This is a genomic window from Dietzia aurantiaca (assembly GCF_021033825.1).
GTDB classification, from domain to species: domain Bacteria; phylum Actinomycetota; class Actinomycetes; order Mycobacteriales; family Mycobacteriaceae; genus Dietzia; species Dietzia aurantiaca.
The window spans coordinates 192,155-211,660 of record NZ_JAIFXZ010000004.1; the positions used below are offsets into that span (position 1 = coordinate 192,155).

Consider the following 19,506-nt stretch of genomic DNA (forward strand, 5'->3'; position numbering starts at 1 on the left):
CATCGCAGTGCCGTCCGCCGATAGGCTCGGACCGTTGTGGCGTCTGACGCGGCGTCCGCCGGACGCGAAGGAGGAAACACGCGGTGAGCGGGACATCGACGCCGGCCAAAAAGTCAGCGAAGAAGGCTGCCAACAAGGTCGCGGCTGCCTCCGCAGCCAAGGCAAAGGCAGTCGTTCCCGAGCCAGTACCGATTCCGATCCCGGCAATCCTCGCCCTGGCGACTGCGGGCGCTCAGGGCGACAGACTTCACGCCTTCGCGGACGCCGCGCTTGACGACGCTGGCATTGGCGGGGTTTGTCGCTGGCATCACGCGAAGGTTCTGGCCTTACCTGATGACGAACGTGCCGCGATCGCCTGGATCGTGGCGCAAGCGGTCATGCGGAGCCGCACCGGAGGCGGTAACGCCCTCGACATTTGGCACACGGCCATCACCACCGAGACGAAGCTGTCGGGGAAAGACGCCAGGCTGGTCGAACTGTTCATCGACGACGTCTTCGGTCTGCCCGGCGGCATCAAGCCCCCTGCGGACCATCTACTCGGACACGTGGGCGAATGGCTCTGGTACCTCCACCTGTCCGAGTTCGCCGAGGACCACCGTGCGATTTTGAACCTGGAGTCACCGAAGTTCGGCGTGACTGAGCAGGGAGCAGACGGTCTGGCGCTGTACGAGTCCCTGACCGGGGGAGACACATCCTTCTGCCTCTGGGAGATGAAGAAACTCACCGGAACAGCCCCGATGTCCGGAACCACAGGGAAGGCCTACCGCCAGCTTCGTAAGAAGGGCGGCAAGTATCTAGCGAAGCTCACCAAGAGCTACGCCGACCAGCCTGGTCTGGTGGGACAGTTGGGCAGCGAACTCGCCGAGCTGTGGGTGGAAGAGAGTTCGCGGGCCGGCGTTGGAGTCAGCGTGGCAACGGATCGGGTCCCGCCGGAAGCTGCGCCGTTCACCACGATGGGCACCCATTTCCCTCAGTTCGACAATCCAGGCCAACTCGAAGGCCTGCTGTTCACCGTCGAAGACCTCTGGCAGCTCGCCGTCACCGTTCGGGAGTACCTGTGGACCGCGCTCTAAGACCAGAGTTCGTCGCCGAGGCGCTCGGGGAGCACGCCGAAGGGATCCTGCTGCCTACGGTCGAACAGCTCATCGACCTCATCGCAGCAGTTGAGGTAGGCGCCTTCGCCAGGGCGGACGACGTCGACGAACAGCTGCTCGAAACGGCCTGGTACCTGCACGGCGTCGCCTCAGCCTCCCTGGCGGCAGAGCTTTACACGGCCGCCAGGCAGCAGCGTGCCTTCGCCGTCTCCGCCCACATCTTCGATCTGGCACTGAACACGTCGAACCTCAGCCTGATGGACCGGTTGAACTTCGCGTTCGCTGCACAGGTCGGATACCGCCGCGCAGATCTGGACCCGAACGCCACCGCCATCTGGCGGCGAGTAGACGCCGACCTAGACGACAGTCCGCCACAAGGTCCGAACGCCGGGGAAGCACAGAGCGTCCCAACGGAGGAAAACTCGGACGACGAAGCGAATCGGTTGGGCGAAGACACCGAGCCGGATACCGAGGCCATCATCTCAGGCATCGGCCTACCCCGCGGCAGTGCCTTCTCCCTTATGGCGCTGCGGGCAGGTATCGCGTTCTTGGGCCTGGACATCGGTCGTGTATCCGAACTGCTGACAACCTGGCGGGCAAACGTCGAGGATGTGCGCGACATCTTAGGTACAGACTCCCTGGTCCCGACCATGTTCGGGCCCGCTGAGCAGGTTGTCCTAGCCATCGAAAACCTCGTCGACTACCTCCGCTACGGGCAAGGCACGAGGCTGGAGACTGCACGGGCCGCCCTGCAGTCGGTTGTCGACCTCTCAGCAGGACAAGGAGACACAGACTCACGCTGGGTAGCGGCCCACCTCCTGACCATCGCCGACGGGTTGGAGGACTCCAGCATCTGGAGCGTGCTGCCGCCCGACAGCCCGCCCGAACTCGCGCAGGCCTTTACGATCGGCACACCCCCGGTTCTCACCCTCTGGCCTCCACAACGGGAACTATTGCGCCGCACCGAACTCAACCCTCTCGACCCGGCGACCAAGAGGCTGCTACTGTCCGTGCCCACGAGCGCCGGCAAGACGCTGCTTGCCCAAATCATCATGTGTCACCACCTGGCCACGGCATCCGGCGACGTCTGCTACGTGTCGCCGCTGAGAAGCCTCGGACGTGAGATGCGCCAAGCGCTGTCCAGCCGACTCCGGATCCTGCACAAGAGCCTCGGTGATGACCTCCCCGACTTCGGGTCGATGAACCTGAACGACCTGCTCGCATTCTTCAGCGAGACGACCAGCGCAGCCTCGGTTGAAATCATGACCCCTGAGCGGCTCTCACACCTTCTGCGCCGCGACCCGGATGGCGCCCTCGGGCGCTTCACGATGTTCGTCATCGACGAAGCGCACCTCGTTGCTGAACCGCACCGCGGGTTCCTGCTCGAATCAATTCTCAGCGTCTTGGGCACGTCCGATGCTCGCCTGATCCTGCTCTCCGCGGTGATGGGAAACGCGCAGCAAGTCGCCTCCTGGCTCGACGACAGCAGCCCCAACACTCTGTTCTCGTCCGACTGGCGCGGCCCCCGCAGGCTTCACAGCGTCCTCAACAGCGAGATCGTGTGGGACAGCGAACGCGACCTGAAAACAAGGTCGGTCGCCTACCCCGTCCGCAAAGAGTTCGACGTGGTCGGCAAACTCCGAATCAAGCCAGCTGAAGCTGCGACCAAAGTCCTGTGGACCCATCGCGAGCGCCCGCTCGGCGTCAAGCGACTCGAGTACCCGGCCGGCGGCGGCAAGGCCCGGGTCGGCAAGTCGACTGCTTTCTACATGATTTGCGCCAAGACAGCCCGTGCCTTCCTGCCCGCAGGAAGCCTTCTGATGATCGTCACCAGGCGTGACTACGCACGAAACGCCGCGACAGTGATGGCGGCTGGGCTTCCGATCAGCGACCGGGCCGGGAAGCTGATCGACTTCCTTGTCGAACGCCTCGGAGTCGAACACCCCCTCATCGAGTGCGTCAGGTACGGGGTCGGCTACCACCACGCGGGCCTTCCCGTCGACGTTCTGGACGCGCTTGAGCAGGCCATCCGCTCGGAGAATCTGCTCGCACTCGTGGCCACGTCGACGTTGACCGACGGCGTGAACCTGCCGGTCCGGACGGTCCTTATTGCCGAGACCTCCTATCCGACCCAGGACAGGTCGCAGCACTACGACGCCGCTCGGCTGCTGAACGCGGTGGGCCGGGCGGGCAGGGCAGGTCGCGAGACCGAAGGCTGGATCATCCTCGCACTGCAACAGGAATCGAAGACTTCGGATTTTGACAAGCTCCGCCCTACCGTCGACGACCTGCTCATCGAGTCGACTCTCACCTCGGACGAGGCGTTGGAGGCCCTGGAGGGAGCCGAAGCGCTGCTGGCATCCAGCGCCGACGAACTCTTCACGCTCGCCGATTCCGCAGCAGCAAGCTTCGCGTCGTTCGTGTGGTTCGTCCTGTCAGCCCACCAGAGGCTGGAGGAACTGGCCACCAGCAACAACATCATCGCCTCCGTTAAGCGACTCCTCGCCTTCGACCAGATGTCGCCGGATTTGGCCGCCCGATGGATGGCGTTCGCCCAACGGATCGCCGGAATCTACGAGCAGACACCCGCCGACAGCCGGCACCGCTGGGCGATCGCGGGAACCTCCCTGGGTAGTGCTCGCGAACTCGAACGGCTCGCTACGCGCGTGGCTGACCTGGTCGCGGCGACCTACCCCGACCCGACCGACGACGGCCTCGCACGCGTCCTCACCCTCCGCGAGGCGCTCGAAGTGCTCGACGAAGTCGCAGCCTTCGACACCCTGCTCGCACTCCCCGAAAGCGGAAAGGTGTGGACCTTTAAGGAGACTCCCGCAAAGCGCGAGACCCTGGAAATTAAAGTCGCACCTTTCTTGCAGGGATGGCTCGAAGGTCTCGACATGCCCTCGCTCGCAGCAGCGACACAGCCCATGGTCTCCGACGCCGCCTGGCGCCTTGAGCAGACTGTCGACGCCATCAGCCGCGCCATCGAGCACTTCTTCAGCTGGACCATCGGAGTCCTCGTCGAACAGGCAAACCGCATCCTGAGCGAGACCGACGCACCGGTCCGGCTACCCCAGGATCTGCCACTGATGATCAGGTACGGCGTGGACACCCCGCAAGCCGTCGCGATCCTGAGTCGCGGTGTCCGCTCAAGGCGCCTGGCCCACACCGTCGGCCGCAAGGCCGCGGGCAGGGGGCTTCTGCTTGACGAGACGATCCCTTGGCTCCGCATGCTGCACATCGCCGGCTGGGTTGATGAGTTCGACGCAACGCCGCGCGAAATCGAGGACCTGGCAGACCTCACACGCGATGTGTCCGCCACCAGCCTGCTGCGACAGCTGCTTTCCTCCGCTGAAGCAACGGCCAACCTGCACCAGCCCATGGACCCGTACCCGCCGTCCGAGATTCCTGTCTCGCTGAGGGCGGACGGAGCAGCTGAACCCATCGAAGTGTGGACCGTCGGCGAAGCCTCCTACAGGATCGGTCTTGTTGCCGCTGAGCATCATGCGGACTACATCGCACTGGTTGAGGCGGGTCTGTCGTTCTCCGTGAGAACCAAGGGAGGCGTCCTCGCCATTCGCGCTGACAGCTGACGGGCGCGCCTGGCTGCGAACTCGGGCAGCCGCAGGCTGGTTTCAGATGTCGGAGCGATGCGCCTCGGAAGCTCGGCGGGCATTCGTAGCTACGCCCTCATCTCGACAGTTCTGAATCCGCGTCATTCTGGGCGGTTTTACACCTGTTGGCCCGCCGGGAGGGTGCCTCTACACCGATGCCAGCGGGGTGTAGTTGTCATCTCGGGAGCCTCGGTCCACCACTTCTCCCTCCACGACTCCACGGCGTCGCTCCGGGGTTCCGGTTGTGTGATCGGTATGTCCATTGCTACCTCCCGGCCCGGGCACCTTGTGGGCACCGACGTGGGTACACGCCCCGCCGGGCGGAAACCGCACAGGTCAGACGGCATCGCGCGCCGGGTTGGTAGATCATAATCCATGCCTCGCAACGCGAGTGGAATCATTCAAAACGCCGACCGGCCACGGACTTCTCAGGCAACCCGCCCCGGGCTCACGTCGTCAGGCGGAGGCCGCCAGCGTGCCGACCTGACGCACCGCCCGTTCCAGGGCGTACGAGGTGTCCTCGGCCATGCCCTTGACCTCGCCGTTGAGCCGCGAGACCACCTGCAGTGCGGTGCCCAGGGTGTCGATGGACCAGAACCGGGTCTGCGCCTGGACCTTCTTGACCTTCCACGGGGGCAGGCCCTGCCGCGCGAGATCCCCGGGGGCGACTCCCCGCTGGGTGCCGACCAGAGCGAGGGAGTTCACCGCATCCGCCAGCGCGTCGGCCAGCACGACGTGCGGGACCCCGGTGTGCATCGCCCACTCCAGTGCCTCGATGGCCCCCGCCACGTCGCCGACCACGGCCCGCTCGGCCACGGTGAAGCCGCTGACCCCCACCACACCGGAGTGGTAGCGGCGAACAGCCTCGACGTCCACCTTGCCGCCGGTGTCGGCCACCAACTGGTCACATGCGGAGGCGAGCGAGCGCAGATCCGTGCCGACCGCCTCGACGAGCGCCTCACACGCCTCGGGGGCCACACGCACATTCAGCCGGCGGAACTCCGACCGGACGAAACCCATCACCTCTGTGTGCCGGGTGATCTTGCCCGCCGCGTGTTCCTCGGCACCGGCCTTGCGCAGGTCCGCAGCCAGGGTCTTGGCCCTGCCCCCTCCGGTGTGCTGCACGATCAACACTGTCTCCGTCGGCAGGTCCCGAGCCGCGTCCAGCACGGCAGCGACGGCGTCCTTACCCAGCTCCGCGGCCCCGGTGATCACCACGATCCGGGCCTCACCGAACAGGGACGGTGAGAGCAGCTCGAACAACTGGGCCGCCGTGACCTCCGGTCCACCGAGCCGGGAGACCACGGGTGGGTCCTCCCCCGTAGGTGTAGCGGCCCGAACCGCCGAGACGACCCCCATCGTGGCGCGCTCGGTGAGGAACTCGTCCTCGCCGAGCACGAGATGAAGTGGAGCCGGTGCGGGGCCTGCCGCCATGGGGAGAACTCCTCGTCGTCGTGATCGTCGTCGTTGTCGTCGACATCACCGTTGCCGTCGTCGTCCCCGACATCGTGCCACGTCGCACTGACAAGCCCACGGCCCCGTCACATGCGAGCCGGCACCTCACGGCCGGCGCTCGGCGTCCTCCATCACCATCCGCTCGCGAGCGTCACCGTGGAGGGTGGTGCCCCCGGCGACCGGCTCGTGGAGGGCTCCGGAGGTGTGCGGAACCGCGGAGCCCTTCTCGATCTCGGACTCGGAGAGCGTGCCGGAGAACCTCTCGGTCAGTTCGCGGAAAAGCCGGTGCGAGGCCTTCGCTGAGCGCGCTTTGGGTCCGACCGGCCGCTCCTGCTGCGGGTCGGTGCAGGCGTCGACGATCGCCTCCACCACGATGTCGGGGGCGTCCAACGCGGCCAACCGCGGCGCGTGTCCGGTGTAGTTGCCGACATGCTCCCACCACGGCGTGTCAGCGGCCCACGGCAGGATCGTGCTGACCTTGATCGCCTCACCCAGCCCGGCCAGCCGCAACTCCTCGTTGAGCGAACGGCCCAGGCTGGAGATCCCCGCCTTCACGGCAGCGTAGCTGGCCTGGTAGGCCAGCGGCACCTCCCCGGCGACCGACCCGACGTTGATGAGCACCCCCTCGCCACGCGCACAGAAGCGGCGCAGGGCCACGTGCGACCCGGACAGCATGCCCTTGAGGGTCACGTCGACGAGCCGGGTGTGGTCGGCGAGCGGAACCTCCCAGAACAGACCCATGACGCCGACGCCGGCGTTGTTGATCCACACGTCGATGTGGCCGGTGATTTCCTCGGCGCGCACGGCGAGCCGCTCGACGGCGTCCGCATCGCTGACGTCCGTGGGCACGGCCAGTGCGCTACCGCCGGCCTCGGTGATCTGCGCGCCCACCTCGTCGAGCAACGCGGAACGTCGGGCGGCGACGACAACGTGGGCGCCCCGCGCACCGAGCGCCAGTGACGCGCCGCGGCCGAATCCGCTCGATGCGCCCGTGATGACGATCGTCCGTCCCGCCAGGCTTTCCCGAGTGCCCACGATGCCCCCCTCCCGGTCGGACCCCCGCGGGTCCGGATGTGCGCACCATGGTCCACCGCGGACACCTACCGTGCATCCGGTACGCCCATACCCCGAGCGGCTGGGGTGTGCGCGGTGGGAGCCCCCGGGCGATGCGCCTACGCTCGGCGGTCCGGGGCCATCCCACTGCGGGCCGCCCGGCCGCGGACCGAGAGGACAGACACGTGACGACGACCCAGGGCGAGGCCACCGATCCCGGTGAGATGGCACGCCGCGTCTTCGGGTGGGACGGGTTGCGCCCGCCACAGGCCGAGGCGATCGAGGCGGCGATCGCCGGCCGGGACGTGCTGGCGGTCCTGCCTACCGGGTACGGGAAATCGGCGATCTATCAACTCGCCGGGATGATGGCCGAGGGGCCCTGTGTGGTGGTCTCGCCACTCATCGCATTGCAGACCGACCAGTGCGAAGGCCTGAACTCGCTCGCCGACCGCGCGCCCACCCGGTCGATGGCGATCAACTCCTCGCTCGGGGCCCGCCAGCAGGCTGATGCGTGGGACGAGGTCGTGGCCGGTCGCGTCGACTTCCTCTTCCTCACCCCCGAACAGCTGGCCAAACGGGAGGTCCTCGACCGGGTCCGTGAGGCCGGGCCGAGTTTTCTCGCGGTCGACGAGGCGCACTGCGTCTCCGCCTGGGGACACGATTTCCGGCCCGACTACCTGCGGCTGGGCGCCGCGCGGCACCGTATGGGGTCGCCGACCGTCATCGCCCTCACGGCGACCGCGTCGACGCCGGTGCGCGAGGAGATCGTCGACAGGCTCGCCATACCCGACGCCCTGGTGCTGGCCGGCGGGTTCGACCGGTCCGAGCTCCACCTGGCGGTGCGGCGTCACGTCGAGGACGACGACAAACAGGACGCGGTCGTGGAGCGGGCAGTCGAGTTGGCCGGCCCCGGCCTGGTCTACGCCGCGACGCGCCGGTCCACCGAGGAGTACGCCGAGCGGATCGCCGCACTCTCGACCGAGGCGGGCCGGCCGCTGAGCGTCCGCGCCTACCACGCCGGACAGCAGGCGGCGGTGCGCGAGGAGACACTCGGCGCCTTCGTGGACGGTGGGCTCGACGTGGTGGTGGCGACCAGTGCGTTCGGTATGGGGATCGACAAGGAGGACGTGCGGTTCGTCCTGCACGCGGACATCCCCGACTCACTCGACACCTACTACCAGGAGGTGGGGCGGGCCGGCAGGGACCGGGATCCGGCCACGATTGAGCTGCACTACCGCAGCGAGGACCTGGGCCTGCGCAGTTTCTTCTCCTCGCACAACGCGGACGAGGAGGTCATCAGGTCGGTCATTGCCCACCTGCGCCGCGCCGACGGCCCGGTGCGGCTGACCCATCTGAAGAAGGCCCTCGACGTCGGTGCGAAGCGTGTCACGGGCGCGGTCAATCTCCTGGAGGCGGCGGGCGTGCTGACCTCCGGTCGCCGGGGGGTGGCGTTGGCGGAGGACGTGAAGACCGGGGAGGCGGTGCGTCGGGCGGAGGAGACGTCGGACACGCTTGAGCGCATCGAGCGCTCACGGATCGAGATGATGCGCGGCTACGCCGAGACCGACGGGTGTCGACGCCAGTTCCTACTCGGCTACTTCGGCGAGGAACTCGCCGACCCGTGCGGGAACTGCGACACCTGCGACGCCGGCACAGCCGTCGACATCACCCACGACGCGGACGACTTCCCCCTGCAGGCAGCGGTGGTCCACCGCGAGTGGGGTTCGGGAATCGTCATGAGTGTCGACGACGACCGGCTCACCGTGTTCTTCGCCGAGCAGGGCTACCGCACGCTGTCGCTGGACCGGGTCCGCGAGCAGGATCTGCTCATCCGGGCGTGACCGCCGGCGAGCCCGGCAGCCCCGCCGCGATCCCGGCGACCGTGTCGAGCCACCACAGGGCCGGTGCGCACGCCGCCGCGAGCAGCACCGCACCGTCCTCCCACACCGGCCCCACCGCGGCCGCGAGGGTTCCCAACACCGTCACCATCGGCACCGCCGGTGCCACGGCGACGTTCGCCGGCAGCGCCCACGGGCCGGTCTCGAGACCGGACGCGGCGAGCACCGGCAAGGTCGCCACGTGCGCCACGACGCACACCGCCAGCACGTCCGCGACCCGGCCCGGCATCCACGTCCGCCGGATCCGCTCCGCGACCGGGCGCGCCGCGAGCACGAGCGCCGCGGTGGCCGCCACCGATAGCACGAACCCCGCGCCGGTGGCGGTCATGGGGTCGAGCATCGCCACCAGCAGCACGATCGCCGCCAACGCCGCGAGCGGCCGGCCGGTGCGGTGGGCGGCCAGGGCGGCCAGGCCGATCGCCCCGGTCCCGGCCGCGCGCAGCACCGCGGGCTCCGGCCCGACCACCGCCACGAATGCCGCCAGCGCGAGCCCGGCGGCCACGATGCGGCCACGCCGACCCACCCCGACTCCCGCGGCCACGAGCAGCACCGCCCCCACGACGTAGGTCGTGTTGGCCCCGGACACCGCCGCCAGGTGGGACAGCCCGGCCGCGCGGAAGTCGTCCCTCGTCTCGGTGGACACGCCTCCCTCGTCGCCCAGGACGAACGAGGGCAACAGGCCGACCGACTCGCCCTCCAGGGCCCGCGCAGACACCTGCCGCATCCGTTGGCGCACCGCCGCCGGGACCCGACCCGCCGCGCCCGGCTGCCCGATCACCGTCGGCGGGGTGAGGGCCCGCAGCGCTGGTGGATCTCCCGACGACAGTGGCTCGAGCACCGCCACAGACGCCCTCACCCGGGTGCCGGGCGGAAGCCCGCGCCAGCCCTCACGGGCGAGCAGCACCACGTCGAGATCGGCCTGCCTCGCCGACCGGCCCGACCCCGTCACCTCGACCCGCACCGGCACCATCACGCCCCCGGAACGCACCGGCCGGTCGAACCCGGTCACCTCGGCCTCGATCCCGGTCCGCTCCCCCACCGCCGCCGGCAACGGGTGGGCCGCCAACGCGTGTGCCCGGGCCGCCTGTACCCCGGCCGCGACCGCTCCCACAGCGCAGACGACCGCCAGCACCCCCAGCGCAGGATGGTCCGGGCCGCGCTCGACCCCTCCGGACGCCGACCACACCAACGCCACCACCGCGCCGACCAGCAGCACCACCGCCACCGCGAGCGCCATCGACGGCCGGACGCCGACCGTCGCGGCGGTGACGACGAAGACCGCCAGCGTCGGCGATACGAGCCGCAGGTCTCGGATCGCCGGGACCCGCGGCCCCGCTTCGCCTTCCCCACCCGGCCGCGCCGCGCCACCGGGCGCGGGCGGATCCGTCGCCCCCACGCCGCGGTCAGACCGTCACGAGCGGTCGGAGCTTGGCCAACGTGGCCGGGCCTATACCGTCCACCTCCGCCAACTGGTCGACGCTCGCGAACGACCCGTTCGCCGTGCGCCAGGACAGGATCGCGGACGCCGTCACCGGCCCGACCCCCGGAAGCTCGTCGAGTGCGGCGGCGTCGGCGGTGTTGAGATTGACCGGCCCCGGGGTACCCGATGCCTGACCGCCCGCCTCCCCGGCCGGCGGCGCCCCTCCCGCCTGCGGGGTCTCGGAGCCCGGGCCCACGATGTCGCTTCGCGGGCCCCGCGGCCCGTCCGGCCCGGGCGCCACGCCGACGAGGATCTGCTCGCCGTCGACGACCTTCCGCGCCAGGTTGAGACCATCCCTGTCACCGCCGTCCAGGACCCCGCCGGCGTGGTCCAGCGCGTCGGCGACGCGCGACCCCGCCGGGAGGGTGACCAGCCCACTGCGCCCGACCATCCCGACCACCGCGACGACGACAACGCCGTCTCCTGCCTCCGCTACGGCGGACACCGCGGACGACGTTCCGCTCCCCGGCGCGGAGGATGCTCCCGGCTCGGTCGACGCTGCCGTGTCGTCGGCACCGACCGTGACGCCCGGCGTCGCCAGTGGGAGCTGCGGCACCGGAGCGGCCTCGGGCACGGTGGACAGCAGACGGTGGACCGAGAACGCCCCGAGTCCCACCACGAGCACCACCAGTGCGATTCCGGCCAGGCGGTCGGGGGCCCAGCGGATCCGGCGCCACCACGGCGGGTCCGCCCACGAGGACAGGTCCGGTCCGACGGGCGGGACTCGCTCGGGGCGATCACCGTCGGGCCCGGGCGCCGCCCACGGTGCGAGGGGGGTCGCGGCCGACAGGTCGGCAGGTGGCACGACAACGGGGAACTGCTCGGTCGGCGCGGGGCTCGCGACATGACCCGGCATCGGCCTCTCGTCCGACGCGGCCACCGTATCCGCGGACGGCTGCAGGGCGCCGGCCAGACGCTGCAGGGCCGCCGCTCTCGTCGGGTCCCGTCCCGCGTCGGCGGAGGCGACGGAATCGACCGGGGTGGCGGGCCGGGCCCGGGTGTCGGATCGCATGGCGCCGACGCTAGACCGGGGCGGGTCGCGCTTCCGGCCGTGGCGGGGTGATCAGTCGGTGGCCTGTGGAGAGGGCGAGGGGATGGGGAATTCCGGATCCTCGAGGTCCGTGACGGACACTCCCACTGTTCCGGGCCCGAGATGCCAGGCCAGCACCTCGTCGAACTCGACGATCAACACGCGCTCCGGAAACTGGGTCTCCTTGCGGATCTCGGTGGCCATCTCCTCGGCCCGATCCCCGGCCTGGTGATGATGGACCACCACCAGGACGTCACCGCGGTCGACCTCGTCACGCAGGAGCGTCCGAAGCCGCTGATGCGCCTTGGAGGTGGTCCGGGCCTTGGCCGCGAGGTCGACCGAGCCCTTGCGCAGCACGATCACCGGGCGCATCGCCAGTGCACTACCGAAGATCGCGGCGACCGCGCTGATCCGGCCGCCCCGGCGCAGATGTTCGAGTGACTCCAATGCGGCGAAAGTCGACGCGCCCCGGCTGAGGCGCTCGGCCAGCTCGTACACGCCGGACAGTCCGAGCCCGTTCTGGGCAGCCCACGCGCACTGGGCCACAGCCGCACCGAACGCCATGCCGGCGCACCGGGAATCCGACACCAGGACGCGGCCGCCGAACCTGGTGGCCGCGTCGACCGCGGACTCCCACGTGCGCGACAGCTCCCGGGACAGGTGCACCGAGACGGCCCCTGTGCACTCCGGGTCGGCCAACAGCCGCTCATAGATGGTGGCCAGCTCGTCGGGACTCACCGCCGCCGTGGACACGGCGCGCTCCTCTTCCTCGACGACGTGCAGGGGCACGACGGTGATGTCGAACGCGCGCACCCAGCTCTCGGGTAGATCGGAGGCGGAGTCGGTGACGAGACGGATGGTCACGGGGCACCCACCGGTGGGGTGACGCCTGCATTCCACTGGTCCAGTCGCCACAGCAGACCGCGGGCCGTGTCGGTTCCGGGGGGAACGTCGAGGTCGGCGGACGGTCCGTCGGATTCCTCGGGTCGACGATGCGCGGAGAGTTGCACCCAGCAGGTGTTGCCCAGTCCGTTGAACATCGGGTACTGCTCCACCGGAAGCTCCAGCAGCGCGGCGGTCATCGCCGCGATGGCACCGCCGTGGGCGACGATCACCGCGGGGCGCTCGCTCCACTCCGGCTGCTGTTGGACCAGCTCGTCGACGACCGCGCGGGTCCGACGCGCGACGTCGATCCGGCTCTCCCCCTCCGGTGGCGACCACCGCGGGCTGCTGCGCCACCGCAGCCGCGCATCAGGCCATTGCCCGTCGACCTCGGAATGACTCATCCCCTGCCACGTACCCAGGTTCGTCTCACGCAGCCGCGGGTCGGTGTGCACGTCCAGTCCCACCTCGGTGGCCAGCGCCGCCGCGGTGTCGCGGGCGCGTCGCAGGTCCGAGGAGAGGATGGTCCACGGACGGCGCGGAGCGAGAACCCGGCCGACCGCGTGCGCCTGCCGGATACCCAGCTCGCTGAGTTCGGTGTCCAGCTGGCCCTGCATCCGGAACGACGCGTTGTAGTGCGTCTGTCCGTGTCGCAAGAGGATGAGACGACGAGTCACCGTGAGTCAGAGCTCCTGATCTCGCCGCGGCTCCTCCGGTGCCAGCGCGTCCTCGGCGGCACCGGACGAGCCGGCGCCGGCCGGGCGGGTGCTGGTCTGCACCCCCTCGATCTCCACGACGGGGCAGTCCTTCCACAGGCGGTCGAGCGAGTAGTAGTCGCGCTCGTCGACGTGCTGGACGTGCACCACCAGCTCGTTGTAGTCCAGCAGCGCCCACCGCCCCTCGCGGGTGCCCTCACGACGCAGCGGCTTGTGGCCGGCCTCGCGGAGCTTGTCCTCGATCTCCTCGACGACCGCGTTGACCTGGCGTTCGGTCTCCGCGGACGCCAGGACGAAGGCGTCGGTGATGACGAGTTGGCCGGAGACGTCGAGGACGACGATGTCGGTCGCCAGCTTGTCGTCTGCGGCACGGGCCGCGATGGCAGCCATGTCCAAGGCCTCGGGGCTAGCGGTCACTGGGGGATCTCCTCATGGTGGGGGTCGATGGGGACGGGCTCCCGGTGTACCGGGGCCGTCACTGCGGGGGTGCCGTCGAGGCGGGTCGAGCCCTCCGGCCGATACAGGTTGCGTTTGGCGATGTACTGCACGACCCCGTCCGGAACGAGATACCAGACGGGCGCACCGGCGGCCGCGCGGCGGCGGCACTCGGTCGAGGAGATCGCCAGTGCCGGGATCTCCAGCAGGTGGACCCGGCCGTCGTCGATCTGGGCGAGATGCGTGTCGGACAACTCGAACCCGGGGCGGGACACCCCGACGAAGCTCGCCAGTCCGAACATCTCCTCCCATCCGTGCCACGTGAGGATCTTCTCCAGTGCGTCGGCGCCGGTGATGAAGTACAGGTCGATGTCCGGCTGCTGGCGCAGCAGGTCCTTGAGCGTGTCGAGCGTGTAGGTGGGCCCGTCACGCTCGATATCGACACGGCTGACCGAGAAGCGTGGATTGGAGGCGGTGGCGATGACCGTCATCAGGTAGCGGTCCTCTGCCGGCGAGACCCGACGGGTGTCCTTCTGCCACGGCTCGCCGGTGGGCACGAACACCACGTCGTCCAGGTCGAAACGGTGGGCCACCTCGCTGGCCGCCACCAGGTGCCCGTGGTGGATCGGATCGAACGTCCCGCCCATCACTCCGATGCGGCGACGCGCGCCTGAGGCGGCTCCGGTCGTGGTCATGGTGGTCGAGTCTATCGGGCGGCTGTCACGCTCGGTCGCCACCCGCATCGCCTCCGCCCGTCACACCGGCAGCAGGCCCGCGACGACCGCCGTGAGCTGTTCCACATTGCGGCACTCGTGCATCGGTACGTACTGGGAGTAGAGCCTGGCCGCCGAGTCGCCTGTCCCCCATTGGCGCTTCGGTTCCGGGTTGAGCCAGTGGGTGTGCCCGACGCGCTCGCTGACGAACTCGAGCGATGCCACGGCCGGGTCCCGGTAGTTGTTCCGCCCGTCCCCCAGGATCAGCAGCGAGCCGGTCCTGGTGAGGGTGTGGGCGTAGCGGTCGGCGAATCCGGACAGCGCATGCCCGTAGTCGGAATGCCCGTCGTAGGTGACGATCTCGGCCTCGCGGACCATGCGGGCCATCGCCGACCCCAGGTCGGATCCGGTCTCGAAGAACGACGTGACCTCGTCGGTGGTATCGACGAAGGCGAACACCCGCACGCGCGAGAACTGCTCCCGTAGCGAGTGCACCAGCTGCAGGGTGAAGTGGCTGAAGCCGGCTACCGAGCCGGAGACATCACACAGCACCACGAGCTCGGGGCGGGCCGGCCGGGGCTTGCGCAGCACCAGTTCGACCGGAACGCCCCCGGTGGACATCGATTTGCGCATGGTCTTGCGCATGTCGATCGCCCCGTGCCGGTGGCGGCGGCGCCGGGCGGCGAGCCGGCTACCGAGCTGCCGGGCCAGCGGTCCGACCTTGCGTCGCAGCACCTGGAGGTCCTGATCGTTCGCCCGAAGGAAATCGACCTGCTCGGCGGCCTGCCCGACCGCGTACTGGGCGACCCGGTCGCGACCCACCGTCTCCGCCGTGCGGCGGCGGGTCTCGTCGGCGACCTCGCGGAGGAAGCCGCGCACCATGTCCGCAGCGGAGTTGGCGGCGGCGGACTTCTCGGCGTGCCGCTTGGCCCCGTCCGGGTCGAAGGGGTCCGCGCCGAGGAGCCCGTCGAGGACCTTCTGCATGATCGCGTTGGTGTCGAGCGGGCTGAGCGCCTGGTACGCGGAGAAGCGTTGGCCGCCCGCCGAGTCGTAGGAACCGAGCTGCTCCACGAGGAGCTCGGCCAGTGCCCGGGCCTTGGCCCGGGACTCGTCGGTGTCCTCGAGCAGCAGTGAGGCGATGAGCTCGTTGAGCGCCTCCGGGTCGACCCGGCCGTCCTCATCGGTCGGGATCTCCACCTCCAGCGTCACCGCGTCCCCCGGGGACCTGCCACCGATCGCGGCGGGGAACCACAGGTCGAAGAGCTGGTCGAATACGCCGCGGTGGGTCGGCTTGTGCAGGATCGTCGACGCGAGCGCCTCACGCAGGGCGGCACGATCGAGCAGGTCGATGTGCACCATCGCCGACGCCGCGTCCACGGCCTCACTCGGGCCGACGGGGATCCCCTTGCGTCGCAGCGCGTCGACGAAGTCGACGAGATGCCCGGACATCCCACCCGGTGACTTCTGGATGTTCGACGCCTCGCTCATGGTGCCCACCTCCCGATCGGCGTGTCGTGCCCGGACTAGTTGAGCCGCAGCTCGGCGGCCGCCCGCAGCTGGTCGGACTGATGCTTGAGGACCACACCGAGGGTCTGCAGGACCACCTCGTCGTCGATGGTGTCCAGACCCAACGCCACGAGGGTGCGTCCCCAGTCGATGGTCTCGGACACACTGGGCACCTTCTTGAGCGCCATGGCCCGCAGCACGCCCACCACACGGACGAGCTGCTCGGCCAGCCGGTCGTCCAACTCCGGGACGCGGGAGGCGAGGATCTTGCGCTCGAGCTCGGGCGTCGGGAAGTCGAGGTGCAGGTAGAGGCATCGCCGCTTGAGCGCCTCGGACAGCTCGCGGGCCGCGTTCGAGGTCAGCACGGCGAACGGGCGCCGGGTCGCCTCGATGGTCCCCAGTTCGGGGATCGTCACGGCGAAGTCGCTGAGCACCTCGAGCAGCAGGCCCTCGATCTCGATGTCGGCCTTGTCCACCTCGTCGACGAGCAGCACGGTGGGCTCACTGCGCCGGATGGCTGTGAGCAGCGGTCGTGAGAGCAGGAACTCCTCGGAGAACACGTCGTCGCGGGTGGAGTCCCAACCCTCGCCCTGCCCTGCCTGGATCCGCAGGATCTGCTTGGCGTGGTTCCACTCGTACAGCGCACGGGCCTCGTCGACACCCTCGTAGCACTGCAGGCGGATGAGTTCGGCCTCGGTGGCCGCGGCGACGGCCTTGGCCAGCTCGGTCTTGCCGACGCCCGCCGGCCCCTCGATCAGCAGCGGCTTGCCCAGCCTGTCGGCCAGGTAGACGACCGTCGCGGTGGAACGGTCGGCGAGGTAGCCCTGCTGTCCCAGCGCCTCGATCACATGGTCGATGCTCTGGAACGCCGGTCGCTGGGCGGTACGGGCGCGGTCCATATGGTGGATCCTTCCGGTCGGGGGTCGTCGATGGCGGGCGGCCAGCTGGCGGCCCGGGCGGTGCGCTCGGCTACGGGCGCACGTGCCCCTTGCCGTGGGCGATCCACTTGGTGCTCGTGAGCTCCTCGAGGCCCATGGGTCCGCGAGCGTGCAGCTTCTGGGTGGAGATGCCGATCTCGGCGCCGAAGCCGAACATCTCACCGTCGGTCCAGGCGGTGGAGGCGTTGACCATCACGGCGGCGGCGTCTACCCGGGCGCAGAACTCCTCGGCCACGTCGATGCTGCGGGTGGCGACGGCCTCGGTGTGCCCCGAGGACCAGCGCGCGATGTGCTCGATGGCCTCCTCGACCCCGGCGACGACCTTCAGCGCGATGTCCATGCTGAGGTACTCCTCGCCCCAGTCCACGTCATCGGCGGGGATCAGGCCCTCGCGGTCTCCGTGGACGACCACGCCGGCGGCTTGTAGCGCCCCCACGACACGATCCACGGCGGCCTCCCCCAGCGCCGAGTCGAGCAGCACCGTCTCCGTGGCATTGCACACGCTGCAGCGGCGGGTCTTGCCGTTGAGAAGCAGCTCGATCGCCTCGTCGAGATCAGCGTCTCCATGGATGTAGAGGTGGCAGTTCCCGGTGCCGGTCTCGATCGCCGGTACCTTCGCGTTCTCCACCACGGCCTGGATCAGTCCGGCGCCGCCGCGGGGGATCACCACATCCACGAGTCCGCGGGCCTGGATGAGGTGGGTGACAGACGAGCGGTCCTCCGACGGCAGCAGCTGTGCCGCATCGACGGGCAGGTCGTGCTCGGCGAGCACGCCACGCAGTACCTCGACGAGCGCCTCGTTCGAATTGCGCGCCGACCCGGATCCACGCAGCAGTGCGGCGTTTCCGGACTTGAACGCAAGCCCGAACGCGTCCACGGTGACGTTGGGTCGCCCCTCGTAGATCATGCCGACCACGCCGAGCGGGACCCGGATCTGGCGAAGCTGCAGCCCGTTGGGGCGGACCGAACCGCGGATGACGGCGCCGATCGGGTCAGCCAGCCCCGCGACCTGGCGGAGTCCGCCGGCGATGCCCTCGATCCGTTCAGGCGTCAGGCGGAGCCGGTCCAGCATGGCCTCGCCGGTGCCCTCCGCGGCCTGCTCGGCGATGTCGCGGGCATTGGCCTCGAGGATCCGCGCCTCGGCGGCGACCAGCGCGTCCGCGGACGCGAGCAACAGCGCGTTCTTCCGGTCCGCGGTGAGCAGCGCCAGCTCGCGCGACGCGGCACGGGCCCGGCGGGCGGCATCGAGCACGGCCTCGCGCACCGGGTCCGCGGCGGCCTGCGCGGCGTCGGCGAGGTCGGTACGTACGGGGGCGTCGAGATGGCTGGAGGTCATGCGCCCCAGCTTACCTATGGGATATGGCGCGGCAGCGGGCGCCGCTCGACCGCTCACGCCGCCCTCGCGGGTGTGCCGGGCGGGATCCAGAGCGGTCGGCCCGGCCGGGCCGGATCGGGCACCGTCCGCCACGACTCGGGACCGACGCCGATCCATCCGTGATGGATCGGACACACCAACGCCAGGTTGGGCAGGGTCGTGGGGCCGCCCACGGCCCACTCCACGACGTGGTGCGCCTGGCAGCCTGCCGCGGGCCGTTCGCATCCGGGGTGAGTGCACCCGCCGTGGGCCGCGTAGAGAACGAGCCGTTGTATCGCGCTGGCCAGCCGCCGGTCCCGGCCCCGGTCGATGTCGATCCGCCGTAGCTCCTCGCGCCCGTCACGCAGCGCCGACAGGAACCAGGAGCGGCGGCCGGCGAGGGAGACCGCCTGCGCCGCGCTCAGCTGAGTACCGCCATCGGCCTCGACCAGCCCGCCCTGCTCACCGGATTCCACGGCGTCGAGCTGCTCGGGGGTCAGCCGGACGACGATGGCGGCCACGCCGCGGGTCGCGCCGGACTCGACGGCCAGCCCCAGCGAGAGCACGTGACACAGCGCGTCGTAGGCCCGCTGCCCACTGGTGCGCGTATCCGCCTGCGCGATCTCGTCAGGGTCTGCCACCTCGCCCGTTGCCGGGTCACCCGGCACCGAGATGCACTGGCCCGGCGCGCCGAAACGGGCGATCACCGCGGCGAGGAGAGCCTGCAGCCGCGGTTCACACGTGATCCCCACAGTGGCGAGTCCGTCGAGTCCTGACCGGTGCGCACGCAGCTCGCGGCGCTTCTGCTGCTGCTCCTCGAGCCTGTCGAGTCGGCCCGGGTCGACTGTCACCAGTTCCTGCGCCGCTGCCGCGGTGAGCGCACGCACGCTCGCCCCGGCCTCCGCCAATGCGGTGAGGTGCCGGGAGAAGTCGCGGCGAGCCTCGTCCGGGGTGCCCTCTGGCAGCTCGGCGACCGCCTCACCGATCGCGCGTTCCTGCCCGGCGGTGATCCGGCCGCACCGGTGCGAGTCCATGGCCGGGGAGCCCTCGCGACGCCCCGCCTCGATCCGAGCCCTGCACTGCCCTGCGGTCAGTCCGAGCTCCTTGCCGAGACCGGTCGCCGCTGACGAGACCGGCTTCCCTGCGCGTTCGGCCCGGGCCGCCGCCTCCGCCGCCCCTGCGGCGTTGATGGCATCAAGCCGGCGGGAGAGTTCCTCGAGTCGCCGCAGCACCCCGGGGAGCTCCGAGGCGTCCACCTCGGCCCAACACACGGCTGAGAGCTCGCACACGCTCGTCGTCGTCGCCCCCACCAGGTCCTTGATCATGACCCCATGCTAC

Annotated in this window: 15 protein-coding genes; 3 read left to right on the plus strand and 12 right to left on the minus strand. The window is 69.9% G+C overall.

The window, feature by feature from the left end:
• Positions 1 to 83 precede the first annotated feature (83 nt).
• Together K3888_RS07205 and K3888_RS07210 are read left to right on the plus strand one after the other, a co-directional pair.
• The gene (locus K3888_RS07205) at positions 84 to 1,073 is read left to right on the plus strand and encodes a hypothetical protein (RefSeq protein WP_230929568.1); all 990 of its coding nucleotides are present in this window, start codon (positions 84 to 86) and stop codon (positions 1,071 to 1,073) included.
• Positions 1,058 to 4,687 carry a DEAD/DEAH box helicase gene (locus K3888_RS07210; RefSeq protein ID WP_230929569.1) on the plus strand — a complete coding sequence of 1,210 codons (3,630 nt, stop codon included), beginning with the start codon at positions 1,058 to 1,060 and terminating at the stop codon, positions 4,685 to 4,687. Before K3888_RS07205 ends, K3888_RS07210 begins: the two co-directional genes overlap by 16 nt.
• A gap of 477 nt (positions 4,688 to 5,164) precedes the next feature.
• On the opposite strand, the gene holA is transcribed toward K3888_RS07210, so the two are convergent.
• Together holA and K3888_RS07220 are read right to left on the minus strand one after the other, a co-directional pair.
• Positions 5,165 to 6,142, minus strand: a complete 978-nt coding sequence (holA, locus tag K3888_RS07215; protein ID WP_230929570.1) for a DNA polymerase III subunit delta — start codon at positions 6,140 to 6,142, stop codon at positions 5,165 to 5,167.
• A 126-nt stretch (positions 6,143 to 6,268) separates the two neighbouring features.
• On the minus strand, positions 6,269 to 7,198 hold the full coding sequence (locus K3888_RS07220; protein WP_230929571.1) for an SDR family NAD(P)-dependent oxidoreductase: 930 nt from the start codon (positions 7,196 to 7,198) through the stop codon (positions 6,269 to 6,271).
• A gap of 203 nt (positions 7,199 to 7,401) precedes the next feature.
• On the opposite strand from K3888_RS07220, the gene K3888_RS17610 reads away from it, so the two are divergent.
• On the plus strand, positions 7,402 to 9,057 hold the full coding sequence (locus tag K3888_RS17610; RefSeq protein WP_308281916.1) for a RecQ family ATP-dependent DNA helicase: 1,656 nt from the start codon (positions 7,402 to 7,404) through the stop codon (positions 9,055 to 9,057).
• Here K3888_RS17610 and K3888_RS07235 read toward each other — a convergent pair.
• The 10 genes from K3888_RS07235 to K3888_RS07280 all read right to left on the minus strand — a co-directional run bounded on the left by K3888_RS07235 (position 9,044) and on the right by K3888_RS07280 (position 19,493).
• The gene (locus tag K3888_RS07235; protein WP_230929572.1) at positions 9,044 to 10,510 is read right to left on the minus strand and encodes a ComEC/Rec2 family competence protein; all 1,467 of its coding nucleotides are present in this window, start codon (positions 10,508 to 10,510) and stop codon (positions 9,044 to 9,046) included. The genes K3888_RS17610 and K3888_RS07235 overlap by 14 nt on opposite strands.
• A gap of 7 nt (positions 10,511 to 10,517) precedes the next feature.
• Positions 10,518 to 11,606 carry a ComEA family DNA-binding protein gene (locus K3888_RS07240; protein WP_230929573.1) on the minus strand — a complete coding sequence of 363 codons (1,089 nt, stop codon included), beginning with the start codon at positions 11,604 to 11,606 and terminating at the stop codon, positions 10,518 to 10,520.
• Between the two features lie 51 nt (positions 11,607 to 11,657).
• Entirely contained in the window at positions 11,658 to 12,488 is an 831-nt protein-coding gene (locus K3888_RS07245) for a DegV family protein (protein WP_230929574.1), read from the minus strand.
• Positions 12,485 to 13,183, minus strand: coding sequence for a histidine phosphatase family protein (locus K3888_RS07250; RefSeq protein ID WP_308281918.1), 699 nt, complete (start codon positions 13,181 to 13,183; stop codon positions 12,485 to 12,487). Before K3888_RS07250 ends, K3888_RS07245 begins: the two co-directional genes overlap by 4 nt.
• 6 nt (positions 13,184 to 13,189) lie before the next feature.
• On the minus strand, positions 13,190 to 13,639 hold the full coding sequence (gene rsfS, locus K3888_RS07255; RefSeq protein ID WP_230929575.1) for a ribosome silencing factor: 450 nt from the start codon (positions 13,637 to 13,639) through the stop codon (positions 13,190 to 13,192).
• Positions 13,636 to 14,352: a nicotinate-nucleotide adenylyltransferase gene (nadD, locus tag K3888_RS07260; RefSeq protein ID WP_230929576.1), complete on the minus strand. Its 717-nt coding sequence runs from the start codon at positions 14,350 to 14,352 to the stop codon at positions 13,636 to 13,638. The genes rsfS and nadD overlap by 4 nt, the downstream gene beginning before the upstream one ends.
• A gap of 60 nt (positions 14,353 to 14,412) precedes the next feature.
• Positions 14,413 to 15,858, minus strand: a complete 1,446-nt coding sequence (locus K3888_RS07265; protein WP_230929577.1) for a vWA domain-containing protein — start codon at positions 15,856 to 15,858, stop codon at positions 14,413 to 14,415.
• Between the two features lie 35 nt (positions 15,859 to 15,893).
• Positions 15,894 to 16,775, minus strand: coding sequence for an AAA family ATPase (locus tag K3888_RS07270; RefSeq protein ID WP_230929578.1), 882 nt, complete (start codon positions 16,773 to 16,775; stop codon positions 15,894 to 15,896).
• 70 nt (positions 16,776 to 16,845) lie between these two features.
• Positions 16,846 to 18,150 carry a glutamate-5-semialdehyde dehydrogenase gene (locus K3888_RS07275; RefSeq protein ID WP_230929579.1) on the minus strand — a complete coding sequence of 435 codons (1,305 nt, stop codon included), beginning with the start codon at positions 18,148 to 18,150 and terminating at the stop codon, positions 16,846 to 16,848.
• A 53-nt stretch (positions 18,151 to 18,203) separates the two neighbouring features.
• Positions 18,204 to 19,493 carry an HNH endonuclease signature motif containing protein gene (locus K3888_RS07280; protein ID WP_230929580.1) on the minus strand — a complete coding sequence of 430 codons (1,290 nt, stop codon included), beginning with the start codon at positions 19,491 to 19,493 and terminating at the stop codon, positions 18,204 to 18,206.
• Between the last annotated feature and the right edge of the window lie 13 nt (positions 19,494 to 19,506).

Coding starts and splice junctions, on each gene's coding strand:
- holA (WP_230929570.1), bottom strand. CDS start 6,142: ATGGCGGCAGGCCCCGCACCGGCTCCACTTCATCTCGTGCTCGGCGAG.
- K3888_RS07240 (WP_230929573.1), bottom strand. CDS start 11,606: ATGCGATCCGACACCCGGGCCCGGCCCGCCACCCCGGTCGATTCCGTC.
- nadD (WP_230929576.1), bottom strand. CDS start 14,352: ATGACCACGACCGGAGCCGCCTCAGGCGCGCGTCGCCGCATCGGAGTG.
- K3888_RS07265 (WP_230929577.1), bottom strand. CDS start 15,858: ATGAGCGAGGCGTCGAACATCCAGAAGTCACCGGGTGGGATGTCCGGG.
- K3888_RS07270 (WP_230929578.1), bottom strand. CDS start 16,775: ATGGACCGCGCCCGTACCGCCCAGCGACCGGCGTTCCAGAGCATCGAC.
- K3888_RS07275 (WP_230929579.1), bottom strand. CDS start 18,150: ATGACCTCCAGCCATCTCGACGCCCCCGTACGTACCGACCTCGCCGAC.
- K3888_RS07280 (WP_230929580.1), bottom strand. CDS start 19,493: ATGATCAAGGACCTGGTGGGGGCGACGACGACGAGCGTGTGCGAGCTC.